The organism is Pseudoflavonifractor sp. 524-17 (assembly GCF_009935845.1).
In the GTDB taxonomy this organism is placed as follows: domain Bacteria; phylum Bacillota; class Clostridia; order Oscillospirales; family Oscillospiraceae; genus Pseudoflavonifractor_A.
In genome coordinates this window covers 1-13373 of record NZ_QWEK01000007.1, presented here as the reverse complement: position 1 = coordinate 13373, position 13373 = coordinate 1, and the positions used below count along the sequence as shown (strand labels likewise).

Sequence of the window (13373 nt, the reverse complement as noted above, 5' to 3'; positions counted from 1 at the left end):
AGTCCAGACGCGTGCTGCCGCCTATTGGTACAGCTTCTCAGAATGGGACGCTATAAAATCTCCCCGCGTCTCAGTCCTCCTCATCCCACTCCATCTCCAGAATGGCGCCGGTGTATGCGTCGATTTTATACTCGTATTCCATGCTGCCTGCCTCGAACTCTACCTTATAATAGGTCTGTCCGTCCTCCGACTCCCGCTTAGTCTTCTTCTCCCTCACCTGCTCCGCGGCAGCTCCCGCGTGGGCCAGGGCGATCTCTTCCGCCTGGGCGGCGGTGAGGAGCTGGTCCGCCGGCTCCGGCGGGGGGCCAGCAAGCGGCCGCGTCTCCAGCTTATGTATCTCTCCCGTCCGGCGGTCTACCTCGCACTCATATTCGGCCTGGATGGTGGAAAACCTCAGCTCGTAAACCTGACGGAATTTGTCCCGCTCCAGCTCCACTTTGGTAAAGGACGCCTCGCCGGCGGAAACTCCAGCGTACTCCAGCGCGATGGCCTTTGCCTCCTCCAGAGTGACAGGCGCGTTCCGGCCCAGCAGCCACCACGCCCCGCCTCCAATCAGCGCCAGAAGGACCAGCAGCGCCACCCACGCAAAGCCGCGCCGGCCAGGGCTTTGGGAGGGGACGACGCCGTCCCCGTTGAGCAGCGTCGGCGGGCTCTGCCGGGACACCTGCTCATACACATCAGGCACGCTGCGGTTTACCGCCCGGCGCAGGGCCTGCTCCAGCTCGGGGCCGCTCCAGCTCTTTCCCATTCCTATCCCTCCTCTCCCGCCCGCAGAGCCGTCCGCAGCTTGGCCAGTCCCCGGCGGTATTTTGACAGTACTGTGGACAGGGGCCGTTCCAGTATCTGGGCAATCTCCCGGTGCTTCAAGCCTGACACCGCGTGGAGCAGAATGATCTGCCGCTCCTCCGCCCCCAGCACCTGGATGGCCTGGCGCAGAACCAGGGCGTCCTCCCCCGGAGCCTCCGCCGCCAGGGCCAGGGTCCCCGGAGGGCAGTCCCCCATCAAAGCCTCCCGGTCGCTGCGCCGCTGCTGGTCTCGGGCCAGGTTGCGGGTGATGGTAAAAACCCAGGCCATGGGCTTTCCCTGGGGACGGTAGAGGTGGGCTGCGGAACGGATTTTCAAATAAGTCTCCATCATCAGATCCTGGGCATCGTAGTGGCTGCGGGTCAGGGAGAGGGCGTAGGCGTAGATGGCCCGGTTGGTGGCCTGGTAAAAGGTTTCAAAATCCCCCGGATCCCCCAGGCCAATCCCGGCCAGCAGCTCCTCGCACCTGGCGCCGTCCAACCGCCGCTCCTCCGCCTGGACGCTCTGCGTCATGAAAAGCACCTATACTCCCCCCAAAGCCTTCGGCATCCCGTTTTAACAAACTTTGCCGGGGTACGCCGGATTTGGCGCACCCCAGCACTCCCTCTTTTGCAGAGCTTGCCCCAACGGCGGAATTTTATCGCTCCATATCCACGTCCAGAATGGCACCGGTGGCGGCGTCAATGGTAAACTCGTACTCAGTGGTTCCGTGGTAGACCTCAATTTCGTACTCCTTGCGGCCGTTGTCCCAATCGGCCTCTGCCTTGCGGATCGTCAGCTGGCTCAGGGGCACACCGATGTGCTCCGCCGCGATGGCCTTGGCCTGGTCCAGACCAATGTCGCCGGAGGCGTTTCCGGTATTCTGGTTCCAGTTTTCCATCTCGTGCTTGCGGATCTCCCCTGTAACGGCGTCAATGTCGTAGTTGTGTTTAGTCTGACTAGTGTAGAAGTCGATCTCATAGATCTGCCGGCCGTCCTCCCGATCCAGCTTGTTTTTCAGGAAGGTCACTTCGTCCCCACGCAGCCCTGCGTCCTTCAGCGCGATCTCCTTGGCCCGGTCTACGCTGATCAGCCCCGCCGGGGTGGTGGGCGCCGCTGTACTGGTACCGGTCTGCCCTGTGAGGGAGACAGTCTGGCTCTTCCCGTCCCAGTCCACCTTCATGCCCACCATTTCTCCCACTGCCCGCACCGGCAGATAGGTGGTGCCGTTATAGCTCAAAGGCGCTTTATCCAGATTCTGCGCCTGACCGTTTACTTTCAGTGTAATGTCCGGCCGCAGCTCCGCCGTCACCTTCTGCCGCACCACTGCCGCGGTGGCCGCGGCGGTCCCCGCCGTCAGCGCCCCCGCCAGTACCAGCGTGCCAATGCTCTTTTTCCAGTTGATTTGTTTCATGTCGCCACGTCCTTTCTATCTTCTCTGTCAATATAACGGCTGGGACCCCGCTTTTATTGCACAGGAAAATTTTAATTTTTTTGAATACGTAAAGCGGCGGCCGCAACTCTCTGCAGCCGCCGCTGGCGCTTCTATTTTCTTTAGAAATATTTCTTCATGCCGTCGGTGGCCAGCTCCTCGTCAGCGCTGATGCTGACGGTGAATTTGATGCTGTTTTTATCGGAGAAAGCGTTGAGCCAGTCCAGGAACTCCTCAGTCCGGTTGTCCAGATCCACGCCCACGATCTTGGTCAGGCTGTCGATAAAGACATGGGTAATGTCATAGTTGCCGGCATACATACCGCTGATGAAGCCCTTCATTACCTCGTAGGAGGTAATGTCGTAGTGGCTGGCCTCCACCAGACGGATTTTAGAATGGATGTCATAGGTCAGCTTATTCCCGCGCTCGATACAGACCACGTTGCCGTGCTCGCTGTGGACCGCAGAATTAATGAGGTCGATCATCTGCTTGGTCTTGCCGGTGCCCTTGACACCCATGATCACTCTCACCATAGTTATCACTCCTTAACTCGTCCGCCGGGAGGAAGTCCCCCGGTCTTTTCTCCATGTTACCATGTCTCGCCCTTAATTGCAACTGCTTCCTGGAAGTTCATTGAAAATTCAAAAAACCGCCGTCCGGCCTGTCAGCCCCCAAGGCGGGCCTCCAGCCTGGCTTTCTCCGCCTCAAAACCGGGCTTGCCCAGCAGGGCGTACATATTTTTCTTATAGGCCTCCACCCCGGGCTGGTCGAAGGGGTTGACCCCCAGCAGATAGCCGGACAGGCCGCAGGAATACTCAAAGAAATAGATCAGCTCGCCCGCGGTATGTGCGTCCTGGGCGCCGGCCTGGAGCACCACATTGGGCACTCCGCCGTCCACATGGGCCAGCAGCGTCCCCCGCATGGCCTGCTCCGCCACGAAGGAGAGATCCTTGCCGGAGAGGAAGTTGAGTCCGTCCACATTGTCCGGGTCGTTGGGGATGGTATACTCCTGGCCGGAGGGGGCAAAGCGGACCACCGTCTCAAACATGATCCGCTGGCCCTGCTGGATATACTGGCCCATGGAGTGCAGGTCGGCGGTGAACTCCACGCTGGCGGGGAAGAGGCCCTTTTGATCCTTGCCCTCGCTCTCACCGTAAAGCTGCTTCCACCACTCGGCGAAGAAGCGGAAGGAGGGCTCATAGCCCACCAGCACCTCGGTGCTCTTCCCGGCGCAGTACAGCCCGTGGCGGGCGGCGGCGTACTGCCAGGCGGGGTTGTCCAGTCCGGGCTTGGCCAGGGCCTCCATGGCCTGGGCCGCGCCCCCCATCAGCTCGTCCAGATCCACCCCGGACACGGCAATGGGCAGCAGCCCCACGGCAGTGAGCACCGAGTACCGCCCGCCCACGGCGTCGGGGACCACGAAGGTCTCGTACCCCTCTGCGTCGGCCAGGCCCTTCAGCGCCCCACGGCGGGCGTCGGTGGTGGCGTAGATGCGCTTACGCGCCCCCTCCTTGCCGTACTTCTCCTCCAGCAGGGCCTTGAAGATGCGGAAGGCCACCGCGGGCTCGGTGGTGGTGCCGGACTTGGAGATGACGTTTACGGAGAAATCCCGGTCCTTCACCAGCTCAATGGTCTCCAGCAGGGCCCGGGTGGACAGGCCGTTGCCGGCGAAGAAGATGTCCGGGGTATCTTTTTTCTTCAGATTGTAGTTGGGGGAGCGCAGCAGCTCCACCACCGCCCGGGCCCCCAGATAGGAACCGCCGATGCCGATGACCACCAGGGCCTGGGAATCGGACTGAATCCGCTTGGCCGCCTTCTGAATGCGGGCGAACTCCTCCTTGTCGTAGTCCCGGGGCAGATGGACCCAGCCGGTAAACTCGCCGCCGGGGCCGTTGCCTTCTTCCAGCATGGCGCGGGCCTGGTTCAGCGCCCCTTCCCGGGATGCGAGCCAGTCCTGGGGCAGAAACGCGGTACTATTGGAGAGGTCAATTTGGATCATGGCGATATATCCTCCTTGCATTTATTTCTCATAAAAATGGGGGTGGATATATTATACACCCTCCCCCCTCTTTTTCCCAGTACAAATTGGTGAAAAAAGCAAAAAACTTGTGAGGAATTTTACAGCAGCCGGCGGGCCCGGCGGAGCAGCTTGGTGTACACATAGTCCATCTGCCACTCGTTGGTGCAGTTCAGCAGGGTATCCGCCGGCAGCCAGCCCACCTTGGTGTTCTCCCCCGGCCGGGGGGCAAGGGGATCGGCGTCGTCCGCTAGGAGCAGGTACGTCACGTTGAGGTGCTGGTGGGCGGGGACGTACTCCCCCCGCTTCACATGGCCCCACACCGGCAGAATCTCCAGAGACGCCGCCTTTTCCGACAGGGGACTGATATGGCGGATCCCCGTCTCCTCTTGGGCCTCCCGCAGGGCCACGGACAGGAGATCCCCCTCCCCGTCGGCGTGGCCCCCGGTCCACGCCCACACCTTGAAGATGTTGTGGTGGGCCATCAGCACCCGGCTGGCATCGGCGTTGACCACAAAGCCGGACGCGGTCATGTGGGCGATCCGGTTTTCCCGGGTCAAAATGGTGTCGGGAAATTGGCGGATGTATTCCAGCATCATCTCCCGGTCCGCCGCCTCCTGCTGGTCCTGGGGCCGGTAGGCCGTGATCTCATCCAGGTACATCTTCGCTCCCCCTCTCATAGGTCACGTAGCGGTAGACAATTCCGTCCTGCTCCAGCGGGCTGGAAACCTCCCCCGCCCGCCACTCCGGCAGGGCATCCAGGTCGGGAAAAAAGGTGTCCGACGGAAATTCGGCGTCAATCTTCGTCACATACACCCGGCGGCACCGGTGCAGCAGCGCCCGGTATACTGTCCCGCCCCCGATGACCACGGCGTCCTCCGGCGCGGCGGCCAGCAGGGCCTCCACCCCGGGAAAGACCTCCGCCCCTGGGACAGCCAGGCTTTTGTCCCCGCTCAGGATCAAATTCCGCCGTCCAGGCAGAGGCCTGCCCCCCGGGAAGGTGGACAGCGTCCTCCGCCCCACAATCACCGCCCGCCCCAGCGTCAGCTTTTTAAACCGCTTCAAATCCTCTGACAGATAGACCAGCTGGTCCCCGCCCCTTCCGATGCCCCAGTTCCGATCCACCGCCACAATGGCCTCCATACACATACTCCTTTTCTGTTCCCGTTTCTCCCAAAAGACACTTGCTTTTCTCTGTATCCTTTGCTATCATTAGTATAGGTATACCCTGCTCTCTCCACGCCGCCATTATAGCCCCTTTCCCTCCTCTTGACAAGGACACGGCGGCGCGGAGCAGCTATTAATCACAGAAAAGAGGCGTTTTGCATGAATCACATGAAACGACTGAAAGCGGGTGTTCTCACACTGGCGCTGACGGCCATGCTGCCTGCGGCAGCCGCAGCCACAGCCGGCTGTCCCTGGCGGGCGGATGTCTCCTGTCTCCTGAGCGCGTCCAACCGGAACGTCTCCGGCTATACGGTACTGACCCACAAGGACCGGTGGGCCACCCTTCACGCTCAGTGCCACAGCAGCGGCGGGTACGCCTGCCCCTCCATGCCCTGTACCAGCGCCGACTGCCCCAACCCCTACTGCCCCAATTACACCGCCCCCAGCACCGATGCTTCTGACGTCTACTCTTCCGACGCCTATTCCTCCGGTTCCTACCACCATCCGGAACCAGGCCACTGGGGCGGCGGACGCCACGGACGCCATCATGGGTGTTAAGGACGCCCGCAGCACAGATTCTACTAAAACGGCCGGTCCGGCTTTACGCCGGGCCGGCCGTTTTGCGCGGTGCGGTGGAAGGTGCGGCACAAAAAGGGAAAAAGGGTCGAAAAAGCCTTTACAAATTGCATTCAGAGGACTACCATTGTAGATAGATTAGAGAACCGGTAAACAAGCGGCGGGGGAAATGCGGCGCGGCAAGGGAGCGGACGCCGGCGGACTGGCGCCCGCCAAGGACGGCGGCGGAACGCTATGCGCAGCCCCTGCCCAAAGATGAATGAAAGTCTCAGCGTGTCGAAAAACAGGAGTTGCGAAGGCTTCGGAGGGAGGGCTAGTGTAAAAGGGAACCGTCAGGGGTTCCCTTCCGCATCCAAGAAAACTGCGCTCAGCCTGCCGAAAATACGTTGCCGGCAGGCTGAAGTCTCTCATTTGGCGGAGCGTCAGTAACCAAATATTTTAGAGAAAGAAGGAATCCCTCTTGAACGCAAAACGTGTTGTGTCCTGTCTTCTGCTGTCAGGCTCTCTGCTGGCCTGCGGGAGCCTTCCCGCCGCGGCGGCGGAATACCGTGATCTCCCTGCCTCCCACTGGGCCTGCGACGACATGCAGTACGCCGCTTGGCTTGGGGTAATCAAGGGTGTGGGCGGAAATCAGATGGCCCCCTCCGCGCCGCTCAGCCGCGGGCAGTTTCTGACTATGCTGGCGCGGGCTTTCGCGCCCCAGCAGTACCAGGCCGCCACAGGTCAGGGACTGGCCTGGGATCAGGCCGCCCTCTCCGCCGCCCGGAGCGCGGGGCTAATCCCCGACGGCATGGATCTGTCGGATCTGAACGGCTCTATCACCCGCCTGGAGGTGGCCGTCCTGCTGAATCAGGTTCTGCCGGAGGAAGTCCTCTCCCGCGGCAGCTCCTGGATCCGCCCGGCGGAGGAGGTTCTGGCCGACTTCTCCCTCATCCCCTCTGAATACCAGCAAGCAGTTTCCAATCTGGTTTCTCTGCACATTATCCAGGGGAAGTCTGACGGTACCTTCGGCGGCGGCGACGCTCTCCAGCGCTGCGACGGCAGCGTACTGCTGGTGCGGACCATAAAGGCCATTGACTCCAGCCTGTACCAGCAGCCCGCCCAGCTGGGCCTCACCTTTGTGGACGAGACGGGCGCCTGCGTGGCGAGCGCCGTGGTCTCCTCCAACGTGGGAGAGAGCGCCTACCGGCTGTTCAGCGAGAACGGGCCCGAGGGATACGACTTTGACGGCGGGTACTATACGGTCAGCAGCGTCCAGAACCAGTACACCATTCCCCTGCGCACCCTCACTGAGGCGGAGCGGCAGGAGGCCCTGTTCTGGAAGCGGTACCAAGCCGGCGAGGTCTCCTATGAGGACTACTACAAGCAGGATTTCCTCCTGAAAGCCCAGGGGGAGAATCCCCGCAAGTACATGCTCCTCTTCGGGGACTACGAGACCCGCCGTTTCCCCAACAAGGAGGCGGCGGAAGCCGCCATGACCACCGTCACCGTCCCCGTGTGGAAGCTGGGCAAAAACGGCCAGAAGACCGCCTCCACCATGTCCCTGCGCATCCACGCCGCCCTGGCGGAGGACGTCAAGCAGATCTTTACCGAGATCTATAACGACCCGGAGCAGTTCCCCTTCGCCGATCTGGGGGGCTACGCCTGGCGGGGGGACACCGCCACCGGCGAGCACAATTGCGGCACCGCCATTGACATGAACGCCAACCAGAACTATCAGATCCGCGACGGAAAGATTCTGGTGGGCAGCTGCTGGGAGCCCGGCAGCAACCCCTACTCCATTCCCGAAAACGGCTCCGTAGTGCGGATTTTCGCCGCGCACGGCTGGGCCTGGGGCGGCGACGCCTGGGCCATGGACGCCGACGCCTCTACCGGCTACCACGACTACATGCACTTCTCCTATATGGGCATGTAAACTGCCCCTCCCCCTCCGCCTGAAAAGCGCGGTACGGCATCGACTGCCGTACCGCGCTTTTGCCGGTTGAGAACTGTTTTGATCAGTTTTTCAGGCTCTGCATCGGGGCGGGGATCCGGCCCCCCCGGGTTACAAAGGCATGGCTGGAGAAGGGGCGGACGGGCATCACCGGCGCGGCGCCCAGCAGACCGCCGAACTCCACCGTATCCCCCACCTGCTTTCCGGGGGCGGGGATGATGCGCACAGCGGTGGTCTTGCTGTTGACCATGCCAATGGCGGCCTCGTCGGCCAGGATGGCGGAGATGGTATCGGCGCTGGTGTCCCCGGGGACGGCTACCATATCCAGCCCCACAGAGCACACGCAGGTCATGGCCTCCAGCTTATCCAACGTCAGCGCCCCACGCTCCACGGCGGCAATCATGCCCTCGTCCTCACTCACCGGGATAAAGGCGCCGGACAGTCCCCCTACATGGGAGGAGGCCATCACGCCCCCCTTTTTTACCGCGTCATTGAGCAGGGCCAGGGCGGCAGTGGTGCCGTGGGCGCCGCACACCTCCAGGCCCATCTCCTCCAAAATCCGCCCCACGCTGTCCCCGATGGCGGGGGTGGGGGCCAGGGACAGGTCCACAATGCCGAAGGGTACCCCCAGGCGGCGGCTGGCCTCCTGGGCCACCAGCTGGCCCATGCGGGTCACCCGGAAGGCGGTCTTTTTAATGGTCTCCGCCACCACGTCGAAGGGCATTCCCTTTACGCTCTGGAGGGCGTGATGCACCACCCCGGGGCCGGATACCCCCACATTGATGACGCAGTCCCCCTCCCCCACGCCGTGGAACGCGCCGGCCATGAAGGGGTTATCCTCCACTGCGTTGCAGAAGACCACCAGCTTGGCGCAGCCAAAGCCCCCCCGGTCCCCAGTGCGCTGGGCGCAGTCTTTGATAATCCGGCCCATCATGGCCACTGCGTCCATGTTGATCCCCGCCTTGGTGGAGCCCACGTTTACCGACGCGCACACCCGCTCGGTCTGGGCCAGGGCCTCAGGAATGGACTGGATGAGCTTGCGGTCCCCAGGTGTAATCCCCTTCTGCACCAGGGCGGAAAAGCCTCCGATGAAGTTTACCCCGGTGGCCTTGGCCGCCTTCTCCATGGCCACGGCAAAGGGGACATAGTCCCGGGCGTCGCTGGCCCCGGCCACCAGGGCCATGGGCGTCACCGAGATGCGCTTGTTCACAATGGGAATGCCGTACTCCCGCTCGATGTCCTCCCCGGTGGCCACCAGACGGCCGGCGTACCGGGTGATTTTTTCATAGATCTTCTGACAGGCCGCGTGCTGGCTGGCGTCGATACAGTCCAGCAGAGAGATGCCCATGGTAATGGTGCGCACGTCCAGATGCTGCTGGTCGATCATACGCACGGTATCCAAAATTTCGCTGGTTGTGATCATGGCGCCCTCCTCAGATCCGGTGCATGGCGTGGAACAGGTCCTCCCGCTGGATGTGGACCGACAGGCTCCGCTTCTCCCCCTCCGCCTGGGCATAGGCCGCCAGGGCGTCAAAGGGCTGCTCAATCTTGGCGCAGTCCACCAGCATCACCATGGTAAAATACTCCCGCATGATGGTCTGGCTGATGTCCAGAACGCTCACCTTCTGCTCCGCCAGCAGGGCGGTGATAAAACTGAGGATGCCGATGTCATCCTTTCCCAATACTGTTACAATCGCGCGCATGTCTTGTTCCTCCTTACATTTGTCCTCAATCGGACGCCAAACGCAGCTGTTTCTGCTCTATTTACCATACTACCGCAGCTCGTCCAGTGTGAGCTGGAAGCCCGTCAGGAAGTGCTCCATAAAGTAGCCCACCTCTGGAAGACCGTATCCCTCCAGCTCCGCCCCGGTCTGCCGGGCGGCCAGCCGGAACTCCTCATTGCCTGCCTTCAGCTCCTCCAGGCACTTGATGTGGGCGGCCAGCTTGTCCGCCGCCTTTACCAGCCCCCGCAGCGCCGGGTCGTACTCCTCCGTCAGCCAGGGGGCGTAGGCCGGACGCATCTCCTCCGGCAGCATGGACAGCAGCTTACGGGCGGCCACCTCCTCCACCGCCTGATAGGCAGCGCGGATCTCCGGGTTGCCGTACTTCACCGGGGTGGGCAGATCGCCGGTGAAAATCTCCGGCGCGTCGTGGAACAGGGCGGCGGCGGCAGCCCGGTCCGGGTCAGCCTTGCCCCCCAGTACGTCCCGCCGGATCACCGCCAGGGCGTGGGCCAGCACCGCCACCATGTGGGAGTGCTCCTGAATGTTCTCCGGCATGGTGTTGCGCATCAGCCCCCACCGGCTGATGTAGCGCATCCGGGCGAGATACGCAAAAAAGTGTTCTGCCATGGCGGTCACTTCGCCTCCTGTCTCATTTCTGAGTTTTCCCATTCTATCACATCATTCTCCCCTTGTAAACGAAAATTTTTTATAAAATGTCCAGTTTTCAAAATCAAACAGCGCCCAGGGAAGTTTCCCGGACGCCGTCCAAATGTCTTTGTATTAAGTACACTCACTCCACAACCAGCCGCCCCAGGGCCTTTTTAAAGGCCGCGCTCTGCTCCTCACTGCCGTGGAACTCCACCGCCGCCGGGGCGGTGCGGTCAAGAGAGCACAGACCCATGATGGACTTTCCGTTGACCACGTACCGGCCGGAGCACACGTCAATATCGCACCCGTGCTGGTTGGCCAGACTGCAAAAACGCTGTACGTCCTCCATACTGGACAGGACAATGGAAAAACAGTTCATGTGACACGCTCCTCAAAAAATTAAGGACCAAAGATATTTCCTTTGATCTTCGGCCATCTATGCCTTATAATGGCCTGGTATCCTCAGTATACCGTTTTTTCGCGGAAAAGACAAGGAAAATCCTTGTCCTTGCCGGGTGAGAGAAGGAGCCGATATGAAAATTGCCATCTGCACCCTGGGGTGCAAGGTCAACCAGTACGAGACCCAGGCCATGGAGGCCGAGCTGGTCCGCCGGGGCCATACCCTGGTCCCCTTTGGAGAGGCGGCCGGCGCCTGTATCATCAACACCTGTACCGTCACAGCGGTCAGCGATAAAAAGTCCCGGCAGCTCATCCGCCGGGCCCGGAAGGACAGCCCAGACGCCCTGGTGGCGGTGTGCGGGTGTTACGCCCAGACCGCGCCGGAGGCGGTGGAGGCCCTTGGGGTGGACCTGGTGGCTGGCACCGCCGGGCGCATGGCCTTTCTGGACGACCTGGAGCGGCTGGCGGCGGACCGGGCGCTGGCCCGCCCCCGTGTGACGGTGGACGCCGCCCTGGCCCGCCGGGACTTTGAGGTCCTCCCCGCCGGGGGGCTGGCCGGCCGCACCCGGGCCATGCTCAAGGTGGAGGACGGCTGCGTCAATTTCTGCACCTACTGCATCATCCCCTACGCCCGGGGGCCGGTGCGCTCCCTCTCCCTGGCGGACGCCCGGGCGCAATCTCTCCGTCTGGCCCAACAGGGCTATCGGGAGATTGTGCTCACCGGCATTGAAATCTCCTCCTGGGGAACGGAGCGGCGGGACGGCTCCTCCCTCATCCAGCTGGTGGAGGAGGTGTGCTGGGCGGTCCCCCAGATGCGGGTGCGCCTGGGCAGTCTGGAGCCCCGCACCATCACCCCGGCGTTCTGCGCCCGGGCCGCCGCCCTGCCCAACCTGTGCCCCCACTTCCACCTGTCCATGCAGAGCGGCAGCGACGCTGTCCTGGCCCGGATGAACCGGAAATATGATACCGCGCGGTACAGGGAAAGCGTGGCCCTGCTGCGGGACTATTTTCACCGTCCCGGCATCACCACCGACCTGATTGTAGGGTTTCCCGGCGAGCGCGAGGGGGAATTTGAGGAGACTTTGGCCTTTATCGCCCAATGCGCCTTCTCCGCTATGCACATCTTCCCCTACTCCCGGCGCTCCGGCACCCCGGCGGCTACCATGCCGGATCAGGTCCCCAGCGCCGTTAAGGAGGACCGGGCCCGCAGGGCGGGCGCCCTGGCCCGGCGGATGGAGGAGGACTATCTCCAGTCCTGGGTTGGGCACACCCTCCCCGTCCTCTTTGAGGAGGAGCGGGACGGCCTGTGGCGGGGCCACGCCCCCAACTATGCGGAGGTTCTGGTCCCCGGGACGGCGCTCCACAACGAAGAGCGGCAGGTGTGCGTCACCGGGCGGCGGGGCCTCTCCCTGACCGGGGCGCTGTGCCCCCAGGATGGCCCCCGGTCCCAGTCTAAATAAGGAGGCGGCAGCTATGAGCCGTGCGGATACCCTGTTTATTGAAAACTGCAAGGACATTTTGGCCCATGGAGTCTGGGATACGGACCAGCCGGTGCGCCCCCGGTGGCGCGACGGCGCCCCCGCCCACACCGTCAAGCGCTTCGGCATTGTCAACCGCTACGACCTGCGGGAGGAGTTCCCCATCCAGACCCTGCGCAAAATGGCCTTTCGAAACGCCGTGGACGAAATTCTGTGGATCTGGCAGAAGAAGTCCAATAACATCCACGATCTGAGCAGCCACATCTGGGACGCCTGGGCTGATGAAAGCGGCTCCATCGGCAAGGCCTACGGCTACCAGCTGGGGGTAAAGCACTCCTACCCTGAGGGGGAGATGGATCAGGTGGACCGGGTGCTCTACGACCTGAAGCACAACCCCGCCTCCCGGCGGATCCTCACCAGCCTGTACAACCACCATGACCTGAGCGAAATGGCCCTCTACCCCTGCGCCTGGTCTGTCACCTTCAACGTCAGCGGCACAACCCTCAACGCGGTTCTTAACCAGCGCAGTCAGGATATGCTCACCGCCAACGGCTGGAACGTAATGCAGTACGCCGCCCTCCTCTATCTGCTGGCCCAAGTCTCCGGCCTGGTGCCTGGAGAGCTCCTCCACGTCATCGCCGACGCCCACATCTACGACCGCCACGTCCCCCTGATTGAAGAACTCATCGCCCGCACCCCCTATGAGCCCCCCACCCTCCGTCTGGAACCCCTGGATGACTTCTACGCCTTTACCCCCGACAGCTTTCATCTGGAGGGATATTGTGCCCATCCCTTTTCCCACGCCATTCCGGTGGCGGTTTGAGCGGTTTCCTCCTCACGGGGCGGCCCTGCGCGGGCGGCGCCAGGGGGCTTTCCCGAAAGCCCCCTGGACCCAAAGGGCCAGAGGGGGGGGCCAGGCGGCGCACCGCGCCGCCACCACTGCCTCAGCGCCCTGAGCGTCTTTCGAAATAGGTGATCTCTGCGTAGGTCTCCCGCCAGACCAGGTTTTATGTGCCGGGCCTCCCCAGTCGGCCCGGGGGAACGTCTTCTGTAGACAACCCCCGGGCCGGCCCGAGAGGCCCGGCACTTCTATTGTAACGTAAGCGCAAGACTTTAGCTGGGACCGCGTTGTCTGCCGGACTGGCACATCGGCACGGCAGTCATCCGGCGCGGTGCGCCGGGTGGGCCTATCGTTATGGGGGATTCTCAAGGGGGG

The 13373-nt window shown here is 62.5% G+C and carries 15 protein-coding genes; 4 read left to right on the top strand and 11 right to left on the bottom strand.

The genetic code is table 11. The annotated features are described in order from the left end of the window. Positions 1–70 precede the first annotated feature (70 nt). From D1159_RS02440 to D1159_RS02410, 7 genes are all read right to left on the bottom strand, one after another. A complete protein-coding gene (locus D1159_RS02440; RefSeq protein WP_161844116.1) occupies positions 71–748 on the bottom strand; it encodes a PepSY domain-containing protein in 678 nt (225 codons plus the stop codon). A gap of 2 nt (positions 749–750) precedes the next feature. Further along, on the bottom strand, positions 751–1317 hold the full coding sequence (locus D1159_RS02435; RefSeq protein WP_161844177.1) for an RNA polymerase sigma factor: 567 nt from the start codon (positions 1315–1317) through the stop codon (positions 751–753). A gap of 124 nt (positions 1318–1441) precedes the next feature. After that, on the bottom strand, positions 1442–2197 hold the full coding sequence (locus tag D1159_RS02430; protein WP_161844115.1) for a PepSY domain-containing protein: 756 nt from the start codon (positions 2195–2197) through the stop codon (positions 1442–1444). A gap of 140 nt (positions 2198–2337) precedes the next feature. Further along, positions 2338–2748: a hypothetical protein gene (locus tag D1159_RS02425; RefSeq protein ID WP_161844114.1), complete on the bottom strand. Its 411-nt coding sequence runs from the start codon at positions 2746–2748 to the stop codon at positions 2338–2340. 131 nt (positions 2749–2879) lie between these two features. Next, positions 2880–4235 carry a glucose-6-phosphate isomerase gene (locus D1159_RS02420; RefSeq protein WP_202620902.1) on the bottom strand — a complete coding sequence of 452 codons (1356 nt, stop codon included), beginning with the start codon at positions 4233–4235 and terminating at the stop codon, positions 2880–2882. 98 nt (positions 4236–4333) lie between these two features. Continuing rightward, on the bottom strand, positions 4334–4894 hold the full coding sequence (locus D1159_RS02415) for an NUDIX hydrolase (RefSeq protein ID WP_161844112.1): 561 nt from the start codon (positions 4892–4894) through the stop codon (positions 4334–4336). Next, a complete protein-coding gene (locus tag D1159_RS02410) occupies positions 4881–5375 on the bottom strand; it encodes a dihydrofolate reductase (protein WP_161844111.1) in 495 nt (164 codons plus the stop codon). Before D1159_RS02410 ends, D1159_RS02415 begins: the two co-directional genes overlap by 14 nt. Before the next feature lie 183 nt (positions 5376–5558). Between D1159_RS02410 and D1159_RS02405 the strand changes: the two genes are divergently transcribed. Together D1159_RS02405 and D1159_RS02400 are read left to right on the top strand one after the other, a co-directional pair. Then, entirely contained in the window at positions 5559–5957 is a 399-nt protein-coding gene (locus D1159_RS02405; protein ID WP_161844110.1) for a hypothetical protein, read from the top strand. Positions 5958–6435: 478 nt separating this feature from the next. Next, a complete protein-coding gene (locus D1159_RS02400; RefSeq protein WP_161844109.1) occupies positions 6436–7890 on the top strand; it encodes an S-layer homology domain-containing protein in 1455 nt (484 codons plus the stop codon). 82 nt (positions 7891–7972) lie between these two features. Here the strand turns inward: D1159_RS02400 and D1159_RS02395 are convergent, their stop codons facing one another. From D1159_RS02395 to D1159_RS02380, 4 genes are all read right to left on the bottom strand, one after another. Beyond that, complete coding sequence (locus tag D1159_RS02395) at positions 7973–9331, bottom strand: PFL family protein (RefSeq protein WP_161844108.1); 1359 nt, start codon at positions 9329–9331, stop codon at positions 7973–7975. A 10-nt stretch (positions 9332–9341) separates the two neighbouring features. Next, the gene (locus D1159_RS02390) at positions 9342–9611 is read right to left on the bottom strand and encodes an ACT domain-containing protein (RefSeq protein ID WP_161844107.1); all 270 of its coding nucleotides are present in this window, start codon (positions 9609–9611) and stop codon (positions 9342–9344) included. Between the two features lie 69 nt (positions 9612–9680). Further along, positions 9681–10259, bottom strand: a complete 579-nt coding sequence (gene yfbR / locus D1159_RS02385) for a 5'-deoxynucleotidase (protein ID WP_161844106.1) — start codon at positions 10257–10259, stop codon at positions 9681–9683. Between the two features lie 163 nt (positions 10260–10422). Further along, a complete protein-coding gene (locus tag D1159_RS02380) occupies positions 10423–10659 on the bottom strand; it encodes an HPr family phosphocarrier protein (protein WP_161844105.1) in 237 nt (78 codons plus the stop codon). A gap of 154 nt (positions 10660–10813) precedes the next feature. On the opposite strand from D1159_RS02380, the gene mtaB reads away from it, so the two are divergent. Both mtaB and thyA read left to right on the top strand, forming a co-directional pair. Beyond that, complete coding sequence (mtaB, locus tag D1159_RS02375; RefSeq protein ID WP_161844104.1) at positions 10814–12139, top strand: tRNA (N(6)-L-threonylcarbamoyladenosine(37)-C(2))-methylthiotransferase MtaB; 1326 nt, start codon at positions 10814–10816, stop codon at positions 12137–12139. A gap of 13 nt (positions 12140–12152) precedes the next feature. Next, entirely contained in the window at positions 12153–12980 is an 828-nt protein-coding gene (gene thyA, locus D1159_RS02370; protein WP_161844103.1) for a thymidylate synthase, read from the top strand. The last annotated feature ends 393 nt before the right edge of the window (positions 12981–13373 follow it).